The 14,544-nt window shown below is 58.7% G+C and carries 12 protein-coding genes and 1 pseudogene; 3 read left to right on the top strand and 10 right to left on the bottom strand.

All coding sequences use genetic code 11. The annotated features are described in order from the left end of the window. Positions 1–43: 43 nt before the first annotated feature. Genes ACP7A4_RS14385 through ACP7A4_RS14360 form a run of 6 tightly spaced genes read right to left on the bottom strand, consistent with a single transcriptional unit; the run spans position 44 to position 4,259 of the window. Positions 44–1,714, bottom strand: coding sequence for an acyl-CoA synthetase family protein (locus ACP7A4_RS14385; protein WP_059761781.1), 1,671 nt, complete (start codon positions 1,712–1,714; stop codon positions 44–46). Then, the gene (locus ACP7A4_RS14380) at positions 1,711–2,256 is read right to left on the bottom strand and encodes a membrane protein (RefSeq protein ID WP_048364523.1); all 546 of its coding nucleotides are present in this window, start codon (positions 2,254–2,256) and stop codon (positions 1,711–1,713) included. The genes ACP7A4_RS14385 and ACP7A4_RS14380 overlap by 4 nt, the downstream gene beginning before the upstream one ends. Further along, complete coding sequence (locus ACP7A4_RS14375) at positions 2,253–2,507, bottom strand: acyl carrier protein (protein ID WP_203303101.1); 255 nt, start codon at positions 2,505–2,507, stop codon at positions 2,253–2,255. The genes ACP7A4_RS14380 and ACP7A4_RS14375 overlap by 4 nt, the downstream gene beginning before the upstream one ends. A 9-nt stretch (positions 2,508–2,516) precedes the next feature. Next, positions 2,517–2,777: a phosphopantetheine-binding protein gene (locus ACP7A4_RS14370; RefSeq protein ID WP_048364521.1), complete on the bottom strand. Its 261-nt coding sequence runs from the start codon at positions 2,775–2,777 to the stop codon at positions 2,517–2,519. Next, positions 2,752–3,564, bottom strand: a complete 813-nt coding sequence (locus ACP7A4_RS14365) for a lysophospholipid acyltransferase family protein (protein WP_059761783.1) — start codon at positions 3,562–3,564, stop codon at positions 2,752–2,754. Before ACP7A4_RS14365 ends, ACP7A4_RS14370 begins: the two co-directional genes overlap by 26 nt. Then, positions 3,540–4,259: a beta-ketoacyl synthase chain length factor gene (locus tag ACP7A4_RS14360; RefSeq protein ID WP_059761784.1), complete on the bottom strand. Its 720-nt coding sequence runs from the start codon at positions 4,257–4,259 to the stop codon at positions 3,540–3,542. The genes ACP7A4_RS14365 and ACP7A4_RS14360 overlap by 25 nt, the downstream gene beginning before the upstream one ends. Before the next feature lie 337 nt (positions 4,260–4,596). On the opposite strand from ACP7A4_RS14360, the gene ACP7A4_RS14355 reads away from it, so the two are divergent. Beyond that, positions 4,597–5,370: a ParA family protein gene (locus ACP7A4_RS14355; protein WP_059761785.1), complete on the top strand. Its 774-nt coding sequence runs from the start codon at positions 4,597–4,599 to the stop codon at positions 5,368–5,370. Here the strand turns inward: ACP7A4_RS14355 and trxC are convergent. Next, positions 5,367–5,807: a thioredoxin TrxC gene (trxC, locus tag ACP7A4_RS14350; RefSeq protein ID WP_203303098.1), complete on the bottom strand. Its 441-nt coding sequence runs from the start codon at positions 5,805–5,807 to the stop codon at positions 5,367–5,369. The two genes, ACP7A4_RS14355 and trxC, sit on opposite strands and share 4 nt — an antisense overlap. Before the next feature lie 425 nt (positions 5,808–6,232). On the opposite strand from trxC, the gene ACP7A4_RS14345 reads away from it, so the two are divergent. Further along, complete coding sequence (locus tag ACP7A4_RS14345) at positions 6,233–6,664, top strand: hypothetical protein (RefSeq protein WP_426247544.1); 432 nt, start codon at positions 6,233–6,235, stop codon at positions 6,662–6,664. Positions 6,665–7,353: 689 nt separating this feature from the next. Here ACP7A4_RS14345 and selO read toward each other — a convergent pair. The 3 genes from selO to ACP7A4_RS14330 form a co-directional block, all read right to left on the bottom strand. Beyond that, positions 7,354–8,817, bottom strand: coding sequence for a protein adenylyltransferase SelO (gene selO, locus ACP7A4_RS14340; RefSeq protein ID WP_059761789.1), 1,464 nt, complete (start codon positions 8,815–8,817; stop codon positions 7,354–7,356). 124 nt (positions 8,818–8,941) lie between these two features. Next, positions 8,942–12,289: a mechanosensitive channel MscK gene (gene mscK / locus ACP7A4_RS14335; protein WP_426247542.1), complete on the bottom strand. Its 3,348-nt coding sequence runs from the start codon at positions 12,287–12,289 to the stop codon at positions 8,942–8,944. Positions 12,290–12,324: 35 nt separating this feature from the next. Then, entirely contained in the window at positions 12,325–14,067 is a 1,743-nt protein-coding gene (locus ACP7A4_RS14330; RefSeq protein WP_059761791.1) for a potassium/proton antiporter, read from the bottom strand. Positions 14,068–14,307: 240 nt separating this feature from the next. Here ACP7A4_RS14330 and ACP7A4_RS14325 point away from each other — a divergent pair. After that, positions 14,308–14,544 (top strand): annotated as a pseudogene (locus ACP7A4_RS14325) (type VI secretion system tip protein VgrG); the annotation flags it as partial.

Below are 14,544 nucleotides of genomic sequence, written 5' to 3'. Positions count from 1 at the left end.
GCCGCCTGCGGCAGCGGCTACAGAGAGCGTTGCGTCACGTAACTTATCCACAGGTCGCCTCCAGCAGAATGCGACCACTGGCGCACGGCGCTGTGGCGTTGCGGTAGGCGAAGTGCAATTTGCCGCGCTCACGGTCAAAACGCAGGGTTAATTCAATGGCGTCGCCGGGGCGCACCAATTGCTGAAATTTGAGCACTTCCATCCCGGCAAATCGCGGCGGCAGGTCGAGGAGTTGCTGGCCCAAGGCCAACGCCCAATCCACTTGCACCACGCCCGGCAGCACCGGGGTTTTGGGAAAGTGACCGCTGAAAAACGCCAGGTCTGGCGGGATCGACAGGTTGAGCGTCCATTGCCCGTCGGTCTCGGTCTGGCTCAGCACTTGCGGCAGTTTGGGGCGTGGCGCCAACAGGAGTGCATCTACCTGTGCCTGAGGCAATTTGCCCTGGCTGGTGAGCGGCAATTGGCGCAGCAACCGCCAGCGACGTGGCAAGGCCAGCGCTTCGCAGTGTTGGCTCAGGTGCTGGCGCAGACCGTGGGTCAGGGCACGGCGGCCGTGTTCGCGCAGGGCATACAGACCGCTGTCGCTGAGCACCAGCAGGGCGCCCAGCGAGGCGCGGTTTTCATGGATCACGCCCAAGCGGGCTTCGGCCACCCAGTCGTGGTTGACCAGCGCCTGTTCCAGCATCGGCAGGGAGATGCGTTTTTCTTCGAGTTTGACGATGCGGTCCAGCCGCCCCAGCAACTCAAATCGTCCGTCAGCTTCGATGCGTGCGGCGTCGGCAGTGTGTTCGAGATGGCCGTGGGGCAAGTACGCCGAGGCGATGAGCAGGGCGCCTTCTTCATTCTGGCTCAGTTGCACATCGGCAAATGGCTGCCACAGGCCGGGGCCTTGGCGCCAGGCGATGCCACCGGTTTCGGAGCTGCCGAGGATTTCGGTGGGCCACTGCCCCAAGCGTTCATGCAGGCTCTGCGCGGCCTCGTCCGGCAGAGCGCCGCCCGAGGAAAACACTCGGCGCACCTGGCTCAAAGCGGGCCAGTCGAGGTTGTCACTGGTGCGCTTGAGCAGTGCCGGGCTGGCAACCCATGCGAACGATGCGTGCTCGCGGCTGGCGCGCTGCATGTCTTCAGGGAACGCCAGTTGCTTGCGCACAAAGCGCCGGCCTGCACACAGCGGCCACAGTACGCGGAACAGCAACCCATAAATGTGCTGCGCCGCCACGCTGGCGATGATGCACGCCTCGCCCAGCTCGGCGCCCCACAAGTGCTCCAGCGCCTGAACTTCGTTGGCGATCTGGCGCAAGCTTTTGTCGATGCGTTTGGGCTCGCCGCTGGAGCCGGAGGTGCACAGGCTGAGCTGGCAGGCGTCCAGATCCAGTTGCGCGGCCGCCAGCGGCTCGGCGTATAACGCCTCCAGCTCGCTGCCTTGAGTTATCCACAGGTCAACCTGCGAATCCCAACGCTGACGGGTTTGCGCTTGCAGGTCGGCAGGCAACAACACGCTGACCCCGGCGCGCCAGGCGCCAAGCAAAGCGACGGCCAACTCGGCGGCGTCTTCAAGGTGTACGGCAATGCGCTGCACGTTGTGCTGTTGCAAGCCGCCAGCCAGACGCAATGCGTGTTCGCACAGGGTGGCGTGGTCCAGCGTCGGGTCAACCGTGACCGCGCGTCCGGCGTGCCCCTTGAGCAACAACTGCTCAAGCTTTATCCAATTCATGCCCGGCCTCTTACCTGTTGTCGTATCAGCCATTCAATGGCAAACAGCAGCCCCATCAGCCCGTAGGCGATCAGGCCGTTGTACAACGTCCACCAGCTCAACGGCGCCCACAGCGTCAAACCGGCTGCGACTAACCCGTTGAGCAGAAAAAACAGGCACCAGACCTTGGTCACCTGTCGCGTGTAATGAATCGCAATGTCGGGCAGTACCGGCTCGCGCAGGCGCGCCAGACGCTCGATCATCGGCGGCCCGAACTTCAGGCTCAAACCGAACAGGCTGAGCATGAAACCGCTGATCAGCACCGGGTACCAGCGCAGTAGCGCGGGGCTGTTGAACAGCGCCAGCAGTGCGCAAAACGCCAGTGCCACAACGGCCATCCACAGGCTGCCTGGGCGCCGCTGGCCGGTTAGTGCGCGGGCCAGCCACAGGCCGCCGAGCAGCAGCGCAAACTGCCACGGGGCGAAATGGGCCATGCCGAAATACACCGCGAAGGGGTACAGCAGACCGGCCAGCAACAGGCCAAGGCCAATCAGGCGACTCATGCGTCAGCGTGAACCAGACGGTAAACCGCCTCGACCACGTCATTGACGGTGCGTACCGATTTAAACTCCTCGGCGGCAATTTTTTTGCCGGTTTTACGCTTGATGTGGTCAATCAGGTCGACGGCGTCGATGCTGTCGATTTCCAGGTCCTGGTACAGGTTGGCGTCCAGGGTCACGCGCTCAGGTTCTAGCTCAAACAGTTCGACCAGAGCATCGCGCAGGGTAATGAAAATGTCGTCACGGGTTTGCATGGTTCGGTCTCAGGCTGCCTGTTTGGCCGTGACAAAAGCCGCAAGGCTGGCCACGTTGGAAAAGTGATTGCGGGTGTCTTTGGCGTCGGCGTCTATTTTGATGCCGTAGGTTTTTTGAATCGCCAGGCCCAGTTCGAGTGCGTCGACCGAATCCAGTCCCAGCCCTTCGCCAAACAGGGTTTGCTCGTCGCCGATGTCGTCGGTGCTGATGTCTTCGAGGCCCAGGGCGTCGATGATCAGTTGTTTAATGTGGGTGTTCAGATCGCTCATCTGTGGCGAGCTCCTTAATAAAGTAGTCATGCACGAAGTCATTGAGCAGGCGCGAGGCTTTAGGTGGCGGGCCCAGCGCAGTAAAGGTGTGTGGGTCTATATCGGCCCCCACGCGAAAACTGAAGTGCACGCGCCGATCGGGTATGCGGTACCAGGGTTCGGCTTTGGTCAGCGTGGTGGGGCTGACCTTGATTATCACCGGGGTGAGGAGCTTGGCACCTCGCAACGCAATGGAGGCTGCGCCGCGATGAAAGGCGGGCGATTGTCCCGGCTGCGTGCGTGTCCCCTCCGGGAAAATAATCAGCGTCTGGCCTTCTTGCAGGGCGCGGGCGGCGTTGTCCAGCATGTCGACGCTGCCATCATTGCTGATGTACTGCGTGGCGCGCACCGGGCTTCGAGTAAACGGATTTTGCCAAAGGCTTTGTTTGACCACGCAATTGGCGTTTCTCACCAGGCCAATCAAAAAAACCACGTCGATCAGCGACGGGTGGTTAGCGATGATCATTTGCCCTGGTCGGCCAAGCCGCTCGGCGCCTTGTACGTCATAGGTGAGCACGCCCATACGGGCCATTGTGCGGATAAACAGCCAGAACAACCGGCTGACCGTTGCGCGGGCGCGTTCGCGACGACGAACGGTATTGCCCGGCAGGCAGCTCAACACCGGAAAGATGATCAAACGCAGGCCCAGGCAGCCCAGCCCGAACAGGCCGAAACTGATCGCCGTCGCGATCAGGCGCCAGTACCACGCGTCCTGTCGCGTACTCACAGGTTGCGTTGCCAGTTCCATACACGGGTTTTCCAGGCGTGTTGGAATGAAACCTGCCCATCGAGCAGTTGGCGCAGCAGGTTCAGGGCGTGCGGCCACGGGGCTTTTTCGGCGTCGGCCGGGCCGCTGGTGAGCGTGACCTGCCACTGTGAACCCGGTGTCAGCAGCAGGCCCACGGCATAGGGGAAGGGCACGTCGTCGATCCAGCAGGCGTAAGCTTCAGGGGGCTGTTCTTCGGTAATAACCAGCAATACGGCCGGCGCGCCTTCATTGAGCAGCGCGCAGGCTTCAATCAGGCCGTGTTCCAACCCGTCACCGGCGGCGGCCAGTGCTGTCATTTCGCTGGTTTCGCCGCGCAGGATCGACCACAGGCCAATCACCGCGTTATGCACCGACAGGCTGAATTGAGTGGGCGACAGCGGTTGTTCGGCCGCCAGGTCGCTGAGGATGTCGAAGGTGCGTGGGGTTTCGCCGTGGCGCGAGGCAAACACCAGCGGCAGCGCCTGATGGCCTTCGGCCAATGGCCAGCCCACGCTGAACGCCATACGTGCCAGGCGGCTGAGGCGACGCCGTTGCATGGCGGGTAAAAACGAGACGTCGGGGGCTGCACCGCTGGCGGCAAATACGCCGGGTTGCTGGCTCCAGGCCTGCCAATCGGCCACGCTGTCGAGGCCCGGTGCCCAGGCTCGCCACGCGGCGATATTGAAATTGATCACTGGAGAATCATCCCGCCTTTGCAGGCTTCCTTGATGCGAAAGTGGGCATCGACCGACGCCACACCTGTAACAGAGTGGCGGCATTATCCCGGTGCAGTTGGCTGGTAGCAAATATTGCTTACAGATTTAGTATGGTTTTTTAACGATCTACAAAAAAGCCACTGTCTTTTTGCCAGTATTGGTCTAAGGGAAGGGCAAATGGATTGAAGGTGTGAGAGATATTCGTCAGTGCTCGCAGATAACCGGCTTAGAGCTGTAGTTGATTTCGCCACGAGGTAGCGAAGCCGCGCCAAGGGCATCTACACTCGGGCATTCATTGATACACGGAGGTCATGAAATGCGTCGCGTGGTGTTCAATCAAAAAGGCGGTGTGGGCAAGTCCAGCATCGCGTGCAACCTGGCTGCCGTCAGTGCCAGCGAGGGTTACAGAACCTTGTTGGTCGATCTCGACGCTCAGGCCAACTCCACTCAATACCTCACGGGCTTGACCGGTGACGATATTCCGATGGGGATTGCCGAGTTCTTTAAACAGAGCCTGTCAGCCGGGGTGGGGGGCAAGAAAAATCGTGTTGATATTTACGAAACGCCCTTCGAGAACTTACACGTCATCACCGCGACTGCGGAGCTGGCAGACCTCCAGCCCAAGCTTGAGGCCAAGCACAAGATCAACAAGCTGCGTAAGTTGCTCGATGAGTTGGCTGAAGATTACGACCGCATTTACATAGACACCCCGCCAGCGCTGAACTTTTATGCCGTGTCGGCACTGATTGCCAGCGATCGCGTATTGATCCCCTTCGATTGCGACAGCTTCTCGCGTCAGGCGTTGTACGGCCTGCTGGCCGAAATCGAAGAGCTCAAAGAAGACCATAACGACGCGCTGCAAGTCGAAGGCATCGTGGTTAATCAGTTTCAGGCCCGGGCCAGTTTGCCGCAGCTAATGCTCGACGAACTGATTGCCGAAGGCTTGCCGGTGCTGCCGGTGTACCTCAGCAGCTCGGTGCGCATGCGCGAATCGCACCAGGCCAGCCAACCGTTAGTGCATTACGACCCCAAGCACAAACTCACCCGGCAATTCATTGAACTGCACGACTACCTGGATCAGAACGCTTAAGCGCTGATGCCGTGGCTGCGCAGCCATGCCTTGAGCTGTGGCAACGGGAAGGCGCCGCTTTGGCGAGCGACTTCCCGTCCATTTTTGAACAGGATCAGGCTGGGGATCGAACGAATGCCCAGTTGCCCGGCCAGTTGCTGATTGGCTTCACTGTCGAGCTTGGCCAAGCGGCACTTGCCAACCAATTCGCTCGCGGCTTGTTCAAACACCGGCGCGAATGACTTGCACGGCCCACACCACTGCGCCCACACATCCAGCAACAGCGGCAGATCGCCCTTGATCTGGCTGGTGTAGTCAATTTGTTTCAAATCGAATGGCTTGCTCAGCAGCACCTCGTTTTTGCAGCGACCGCATTTAGGGTGCTCGCCCACACGTGCCGCGGGGATGCGGTTCAGGCCGTTGCAGTGAGGGCAGGGGATCAGTAGCGGTTCGGTCATGGGCGAAACTCCAAAGAAAGGTTCTGGATCGTACGGTTCGTTCACGCATTGCACGAGGCTGTGATCGGGCGCGAAGCGGCTGCAAACCCGATGACTGCGACGGCTGGTCGACGCCTACAGATTATTGCGTGCGTCATGCTCTACAGGTGCGTGGCGTACAAGTTCAGCAGATGAATGCTCCATCGGCCACTGCTATCTGAAAGAGAAGGCCCATCTTATGGAATGTCATCGTGCGCAAATTGAATGAGCTCTTAAGTTTGGAGAATGATCTTACGCCAAGTTTTAGGGGGTTCTGACATATGTATTTTAAGTGCTGCATTATTATTCGGCTCCTTCACTCGGGTGCGTAATGAATGGCAGCTACGGTTCGGTGAGTGACTAATGGGTTAAAGACCTAAAACCTAAAAGCTCGTGCAGAGGTGAGTGTGAGTGATCTGGGTGAGTACCTGGCCTCAAAGTATGAATATGCGACGTTTGAATGCGAGCAGTGCAAGCATTCATTGCCCTTGTCTGTTGGGGAGGTATCACGATTGACAGAGGCCGCAACCGTCACTTGCTGCAACTGTCAGGCAACTATCAAAGCGTGCGCAGAGGATCAAAGCGCTTTATCTGCCATTGACAATCATTTGGCTACGTCGGGTAAGTTTTTGCTTCCCTTTAGCATTATCTGGTTCCCTGCCTGCATAGTCGTGAGCATTTTTTATGGAGGGTTGTTTTCAGGGGTTATGGTCACCCTCGGGTTATTTATTGCGCTTGGGTTTAAAGGCGCAGTCCCTGCTGTCGATGAGGTCATGGTTCTAACGCGGCACTTGGACAGTGATCAGCCGGTGTCGTTGGAAAAAAGTGCGCTGAACTGACGTGAAAAAAACATGACGCAGGCCGATGTAAAAAGCATCAGTGCGGTTTTTGAGCAAAGTTTCTGCGTTGGCTAAGAAGCGCTTCAAGGGTCTTGGTGGAAACCATGAGTTTGGGGCGGTCCTCCATTAAGTGCGCGTGATGTCACACGTCGTGCTGCGGGGTAATTGTTTTGCCGCCATGTAATGCCCTGCTGTGCTTTTTTGTAGGCGTAGAGCAGGGGCTGATAAATAGGTGTCCTGCAAACTGTTATCTATAAAGCAAACAGTCGCGCCGTCTTTTTGAGTCTCTAATAGCGTTACGGTATAGACCCGGCTGCGTTCATCGTCAGTGGCACTGACTGCATGCTTAAGGCTTTTAGTCTTTTAATAAACGTTAAAAGGTGTTTGATTCAGTACTGTGCCGGGCTTGAATTTTTTTGGTTTCAATGAGCTGTTAAATGAGTTGGTGTCCAGTTGTTTAAGGGTATTTAACGTGCGCTCATCAGGCTTGTCGTCTTATCTCCCATTTGCCAGCGTGAGAAACGGCATCAGTGCGAGTATCCCTACGGGTACTAAGCGCATTAACACCTTCATGCGGCTCTCCTTGTGCATGCCAGACCCCTGGAGTTGTAAACGTATACCCCCTGACGACTGAAGTCTGAGAGGAGCCTGTCGCTCTGCCGAGCGAAGCATTGCCCTACACTCTCCCCTCACGACGAACAGCTGATCTCCAGGTGCTTGCCCCATTCCGGTGGTCGCTCGGCATAGCCCTCCATGCCCGGTTGCTCGGTGAAGGGTCGAGTCAGAACCTTGTGTAAACGGCGTACTTCGCTGTAGTCCCCGGCTTCGGCCGCATCGATGGCTTTTTGTGCCAGATAGTTGCGCAGGATGTAGAGCGGGTTCACGGCATGCATGCGCTCACGACGCGCCTGTTGGTCAATGATCCCTTCGCTTGCTACCCGCGCTACATACTGTGCGGCCCATTCATCAAAGCCTTTGAGGTCGACAAAGTCTTCGCGCAGGCGCGCCACGGCCTGTTCGGGCGGTAACTCGCCTAACTGACGGAAGAACAAGGTGTAGTCGATGGCGCTGCCCTGCATGCGTTGCAGCAGGTCTTCGATCAGTGTTTGATCCGTGTCTTGTGCCGTGCTCAGGCCAAGGCGGCGGCGCATCAGGTCCAGGTAGTGCGCCTGATACAGCGGCAAAAACAAGCCAAGGGTTTCACGCAGGGCGTCAACGCTGATGAAGGGCGTCAGTGCTTGCGCCAGTGCGCTGAGGTTCCATTGACCGATGGGGACCTGGTTGCTGAAGGAATAGCGCCCTTGGTGGTCTGAATGGTTGCAGATGAACTGCGCATCGAAGTCGTCGAGGAAGGCGAAGGGACCGAAGTCAAACGTGATGCCCAGTATCGACATGTTGTCGGTGTTCATCACGCCATGACAAAAGCCGTAAGCCTGCCATTTGGCGATCAGTTCGGCGTTGCGCTCCACGATTTCGCGGAACATCGCCACGTACGGTTCTGGCTGTTCCAGGCATGCGGGAAAGTGCAGGGCCAGCACGTGTTCGCCCAACTGCTTTTGCTGTTCGGGTTGCTGGGTGTAGTAGAAGTACTCGAAATGCCCGAAGCGGATGTGGCTGGGCGCCAAGCGCAGCACCATTGCGCCGCGTTCTTGTTTTTCACGCCATACCGGGGTGTCGGAGCCGATCACACAGGCGGCGCGGCTGCTGGGGATGCCCAGTGCGTGCAAGGCTTCAGAGGCCAGAAACTCACGGATTGAGGAGCGCAATACCGCGCGGCCGTCGCCCATGCGTGAGTAGGGCGTCATGCCCGCGCCTTTGAGGTGCAAGTCCCAATGTTCACCGGCGTCGTTGTACACCTCGCCCAGTAGCAAGCCGCGGCCATCGCCCAGGCGCGGGTTGTAGGAGCCGAACTGGTGGCCGGAATACACCATGGCACGCGGTTCGGCGTCGGCCCACAAGGTGTGGCCGCCAAACAGTTGGGCAAAGACCGGATCGTGGGCCACGGATGGGTCAAGGTCGAGTAAAGCCATCGCTGCTTCGCTGGCCACTACCAGCCGTGGTGCGTCGAGAGGTTCGGGCAATACGTGGGTCGAAAACGCGTCGCCCAAACGCGCGAAGCGGTTATCGAATGTCAGATCGTCGAGGGCTTTCAATGGCCGTCTCCCACATAAATTTAAGGTGCAGCCAGAGGTGTAATGACTGCCGCAGGCCGTGAAGGGTTGCCTGGCAACCCGTTGTCTTGCTGGCCCGGGGGCTTATCTGGGCCTTGTGCAATGGCTACGGCATTTTGGGCGCATTGTCTGGCTTGTCCAGGCGCGGTGTTGAATTCGGCACTTCTGGCCCGACGGGCACCAGTTTGTATTCCTGGCCTTGCAAGTTCTTGAGGTACACCTCCATCTGCTGGAACGAGATGTTGATGCTGTGGTTCTTGAACTCGCGGTTGATGAAGCGGTTGACCTCGTCGATGACCGGGTTACGGTCGCCCAGATCGCGTACGTGCATGCGCAGTTCGTGGTCGAGGGTGCTTTGGCCAAAGTTCAGGAAGTACACATGCGGCTCGGGGTCTTTGAGCACGCGCGGGTTTTCTTGGGCGGCCTTGAGCAGCAGGTGTTTGACCAGGTCCAGATCGGAGCCGTAATCGACCCCCAACTTGAGGGTGACGCGGGTAATGGTGTCGGTCAGCGACCAGTTGATCAGTTGCCCGGTGATGAAGGTTTTGTTCGGGACGATGATGTCTTTGCGGTCGAAGTCAGTGATGGTGGTTGCCCGAATGCGGATCTTGCTCACGGTGCCCGACAGGTTGCCGATGGTGATGGTGTCGCCGATACGCACCGGGCGCTCGAACAAAATCATGATGCCGGAGATGAAGTTGGCGAAGATTTCCTGCATGCCGAAGCCCAGGCCCACCGAGAGTGCGGCCACCAGCCACTGCAACTTGTCCCAGCTCACGCCGAGGGTCGACAGGGTCGCGACAAAGCCCACGCCGATGATCACGTAGGTCAACAGGGTGGTGGTGGCGTAGGCGCTGCCCTGCCCGAGTTCGAGCCTGGACAACACCAGCACTTCCAGCAGGCCGGGCAGGTTGCGGGCCAGGGCAATGCTGATACCGATGATCACCAGTGCGCCGATCACATCGCCAATGCTGATGGGCACCATGCTCATGTTGGCGCCGGTGCCGCTGGTGTATTCGTACAAGGTGATGTTGTCGAGGTAGGAAAAGACGGAGATCAAGTCTGCCCACACCCAATACAGCCCACCGATAAAGCCTGCGAGCAAGGCCAGACGAATCAGGCGCAGCGATTGCTGGTTGACCTGCTCGATGTCCAGCGTGGGTTCTTCAATGATGATGTCGTTGCCTTCGCCCGCTTCTTTGGCGGCCTGGCGTTTGGCCAGCGCCCGTTGATAGGCCAGGCGACGGGCAGCGACGGCCAGGCCGCGGACAAAGGCGGCTTCGGCCACCAGCCAAAACATCAACAGGTACAAGGTGTTGATCAGGCGATCACTGAGTTTGAGTGCGGTGTAGTAGTAGCCAAAGCACACCGCCACAAACAGAGCGAGCGGCAGCAGGGCAAACGCAAAACCGAGCAACTTACGCAGGCGATAGCCCTTTTTCTCGATTTCGAAATCCTTGAGCAGCAAGCTGCACAGCAGCCAGGCCATAGCGGCATAGCAGCCCAGCACAATGACAATGCCCAGCACATCGTCAGCCAATGCGGCGGGTTGTTGTTCGGCAAACGCGACCACGGCCACCAGTGCCAGCACTACAAAACCTAGCTTGCGCACCCAGCGTTGCAGGAACTCGACCAGCGGTTTTTCCCAGCGAAAATGCAGTTCGGCCACCCCGCCCGGCGCCAGAGTGCGATAGGCGGTGTAAAACACCAGCCAGGCCTGGGCCATTTGAATCAAGGCGGCGCCCAGGTTGGCGTTCATACCGCGGGCGTCGGTTTGCAAGGCGTAGCCGCATAAGGCCAGCGCCAGAGAAACCGGCATCGCCAGCAACACGTTGATCAAAATCGCCAGCGGCGTGTGCCACTGACTGTCACGCTTGAAGTGGCCGATGTCCTGGTGGATTTTGTTCAACTTGGTGTAGAGGTAGCGGCGCTTCCACAGCAACGCCACGATCAACAAGGCCAGCGGTGAAAAAAGCCACGGGCGTTGCGACAAGCCATCCGCCAGCTCGCTGAAACCGGAAGTCCAGGGCAAAGTCAGTAATTGCTGTTTGAGGTAGTGCGGCGCGGTTTCCAGCCACTCCAGATCCAGCGGCTTGTTGCTGGGGATCCAGAACATTTGCTCGTCCAGCGTGGCGCGCAGGCTCTGGGCGGTGCTGAGCAATTGTTTCTGGTTCAGTTGCAAGGTGATGGTTTCGTTGAGCAGGGCGCTCAACTCGCGGTTGAGGCGCTCCAGCAAATCACCCCGGGTGCCGACCAGTTCGAGCAGGGTTTTACGCAGCTGCGGGGTGACTTGATCGGCTGGCTGGGTGGACAGCAGGTTGTCGACATAAGTGGTCGGGTTGCTGATCAGCTCGCGCTGCTGGTTGATCTCGAACTGATACAGGCGGATGTCCGCGATCTCATCAGCCAGGTTCTTGTCCATCTTTTGCAGGCGCGGCAGTGCTTGTTTCTGTTTATAGAGAATCTTGGACAACAGCAGGCTGCCCTTTAGCACGCTGATCTGCTCGTCCAGCGCCTGATCGCTTTGGGTCACGTTGTCGAGTTGCTGTTTGGTTTCGAGATTTTGCTGCGTGACTTCATTCAAGCGGTCGGTGCTGCGCAACAGGTAGTCGGAGAGCTTGAGGTTGATCGCACTTTCGGTGGACAGCAGGCTGCTGCTGCCGGACTTTTGCGCTTCGATGGATTGCTGGGTCACGGTCTGTTGCGATTGCGCCAGACGCTTCTGGTTGATCAGGGTTTGCAGTTCCTGGATTTCCTGGTCCTGACGAGCGGTTTTTTCCATCAGCAAGTCATGCTGGCTGCCACTCAAGTCTTGCAACTGGCTGTTGCCCGCCAGTTCTTGGCGGCGCAGCGCGATAAGGGCGGTCAGCGCGCCCGCCTCGGCATTGAGCTGGTTACGTTGGTCGCCCGTCAGCAGTTTGCCGTTGTCGCGCCCCAGTTTCAGGATGTTGTTGATCTGCTGGATGCGCGTTTGGCTGGTGCTGATTTCGGCTTGTGCCCGCTCTGGCCGGGTTTGCGCGGCGATGGTCATGCTGTTGGCACTGGCCAGGGCTTTTTGCAGCTCGCCTTGCTGCGTGGTGCGGTCGGCGAGCAGTTGCTCAAGCTGCTGCACGCTGAGATTGCTGTACCGCTGGGCAACCGGCACCACGGTGCTGGCTTTGAGCTTGGCCAGTTCTCGCTGGTTTTCGAGGGTTTGCTGCGGCGCGGTGCTGAGTTGCTGCTTGATCTCACTCAGGCTTTGTTCGTAATCCGCTTTGTTGGCCAGGTGGGCAAGGGTCTTTTCGAGGACCGCTTGCAGCGCTTTTTGGTCAGCGTCCGGCAGTTTGCGGTCGGCAATTTTGTCCAGGCTTTGCTGAACCGACTCGGTGGTTGGAGGCTCGGCAGCCTGTAGCGGGCCGACACAAAGGCTCAAGCCGAGCAGGACGGTGGCGAAGAGCGTGCGCAGAGTGGGCATAGATACCGGTCATACAAGGGGCGGAGAGGGGGAGTTTAGAGGAACAACCCCGGACCCGGGGCACTTCCTTCGGGGAATCTGACGCCCACTTTGCCGATCTTGTTCCCGTCCATCACGGCCACGGTCCAAATGGTGTTGTTCCATTCAACCTGATCGCCCACCACGGGTGCGCCGCCGACCTTCTGCGCGATGAAGCTGCTGAGCGGCAAGTCGGGGTCAATGCCGTCCAGCTTCAGGCCGTAGAGTGCAGACACCGCGCCCAGCTGGGCGTCGCCTTCGAGTACAAAGTCGCCAAAAAAGCGCAGGTCCAAACCGCGGGTAGGCGGCTGGCTGAACAGTTTGCCGAGGGCTGGCAGGTTGTGTTCGTGGCCGATCACGCAGAGCAGATCACCAATTTCAAGGGTGGTACTACCCGACGGGTGGAGCAGTTGCTGACCCCGAAACAGGGCTGCGATGCGCGTGCCTTCGGGCATTTTCAGTTCACGCAAGGCGGCGCCAATGCACCAGTTTTGTGCGTCGAGGCGATAAACGAACAGCTCCCACTCGCTGGTGACATGCACTTCAAGGGCTGCGCGCGAGATCGGCGCCAGGTCTGGCGGCACGGTCACCTTAAGCAGCTTGGCCACCCACGGCAGGCTGGTGCCTTGCACCAACAGGGACACCAGCACGATGAAAAACGCGAGGTTGAAGTACAGCTGCGCATTCTCAAGCCCGGCCATCAACGGGAACACCGCCAAAATAATCGGCACCGCACCGCGCAACCCAACCCACGAAATAAAGGCTTTTTCACGGGTGTGGAACGCTTTGAACGGCAGCAGCCCGACCATCACCGACAACGGCCGTGCGAACAGAATCATCCACAACGCCAGCGCCAGAGCAGGCACTGCGATGGGCAGCAAATCGTGGGGTGTGACCAACAAGCCGAGCACCAGGAACATGCCGATCTGAGCCAGCCAAGCCATACCGTCGAGCATGTGCAAAATGCCGTGGCGGCTGCGGATCGGGCTGTTGCCGATCACCAGGCCGCACAGGTACACCGCGAGGAAGCCGCTGCCGTGCAGGGCGTTGGTGAGTGCGAACACCACCAGCCCGCCCGCGACCACCAGAATCGGATACAGGCCATTGGCCAGATTAATGCGGTTAACCAGTTGCAGCATCATCCAGCCCCCGGCCAGACCGATGGCGCCGCCGATACCGAACTCGCGTAACAGATTGAGCAGCAAACTGGCGTGCAGCGTGGTTTCGCCGCTGGCGAGCATGTCGATCAGGGTCACGGTGAGGAACACCGCCATCGGGTCATTGCTGCCCGATTCGATCTCCAGGCTGGCCGATACCCGCTCGTTCAGGCCTTTACCGCCCAACAGCGAGAACACTGCCGCCGCATCGGTGGAGCCGACGATGGCACCCACCAGCAGGCCCTGAATCAGGTTGAGATTGAACAGCCACGCGGCCATCAGCCCGGTCAGCCCGGTGGTGATCATCACCCCGACCGTGGCCAGCGACAACGCAGGCCACAAGGCGACGCGGAAACTGGACACGCGGGTGCGCAGGCCGCCATCGAGCAAAATCACGGCCAAGGCGAGGTTGCCCACCAGATAAGCCGTTGGGTAGTTATCAAAAATAATGCCGCCGCCGTCGACGCCCGCGGTCATGCCCACCGCCAGGATAATCACCAGAATCGGGATGCCCAGGCGTGAAGAAAGTGAACTCACCAGAATGCTTGCACCCACCAGCAACGCGCCGATCAAGAACAGGCTGTTGATGGTCGTCGCATTCAAAGGCAGTACTCCAGAAAACTCATAGGCAGGGCGCTCACTGTTGAAGCAGTTTGCGTGCCAGCGATTCTAACCTGTGTAATTGCAGGGCTGTCAAAAAGGTTTTGTACACATTCAGTTGGATGGGTTTACAGCCTTGGTAGTTAATTCGATCCGTTTCTTTTGGATCTTTGGGAATCCTCCTACGCATGATCATTAGGCTTATCCGTTAGCGTCAGCGCCTCTGTTTCAGAGGAGTCACGGATGTCTACCCTTCGCCCCCCATCGCGTTTCAGCCTGGTGATAACCGGCAGTGACGATTCGCTTCAGGTACTGGCATTTAAAGGCAAGGAGGCCATCAGTCAGCCGTTTTCCTTCGCCATCCAACTGGTCAGTGACCGTGCCAATCTCGACCTTGAAGCGTTGCTGCATCAGCCTGCGTTTTTAGCGTTCAACGCGCAAAACGGCATCCACGGCCAGATTGAACGCATCACCCGCAGC

The sequence above is a fragment of the Pseudomonas sp. TWR3-1-1 genome, from assembly GCF_049896545.1.
In the GTDB taxonomy this organism is placed as follows: Bacteria; Pseudomonadota; Gammaproteobacteria; order Pseudomonadales; family Pseudomonadaceae; genus Aquipseudomonas; species Aquipseudomonas weihenstephanensis.
This window is presented reverse-complemented; position numbering and strand designations above follow the sequence as displayed.

Excerpts from the sequence above, each read along its gene's own strand:
- trxC (WP_203303098.1), bottom strand. The coding sequence starts at position 5,807 with ATGACCGAACCGCTACTGATCCCCTGCCCTCACTGCAACGGCCTGAAC.
- mscK (WP_426247542.1), bottom strand. The coding sequence starts at position 12,289 with ATGCCCACTCTGCGCACGCTCTTCGCCACCGTCCTGCTCGGCTTGAGC.
- ACP7A4_RS14380 (WP_048364523.1), bottom strand. The coding sequence starts at position 2,256 with ATGAGTCGCCTGATTGGCCTTGGCCTGTTGCTGGCCGGTCTGCTGTAC.
- ACP7A4_RS14365 (WP_059761783.1), bottom strand. The coding sequence starts at position 3,564 with ATGGAACTGGCAACGCAACCTGTGAGTACGCGACAGGACGCGTGGTAC.
- ACP7A4_RS14370 (WP_048364521.1), bottom strand. The coding sequence starts at position 2,777 with ATGAGCGATCTGAACACCCACATTAAACAACTGATCATCGACGCCCTG.
- ACP7A4_RS14375 (WP_203303101.1), bottom strand. The coding sequence starts at position 2,507 with ATGCAAACCCGTGACGACATTTTCATTACCCTGCGCGATGCTCTGGTC.
- ACP7A4_RS14355 (WP_059761785.1), top strand. The coding sequence starts at position 4,597 with ATGCGTCGCGTGGTGTTCAATCAAAAAGGCGGTGTGGGCAAGTCCAGC.
- ACP7A4_RS14385 (WP_059761781.1), bottom strand. The coding sequence starts at position 1,714 with ATGAATTGGATAAAGCTTGAGCAGTTGTTGCTCAAGGGGCACGCCGGA.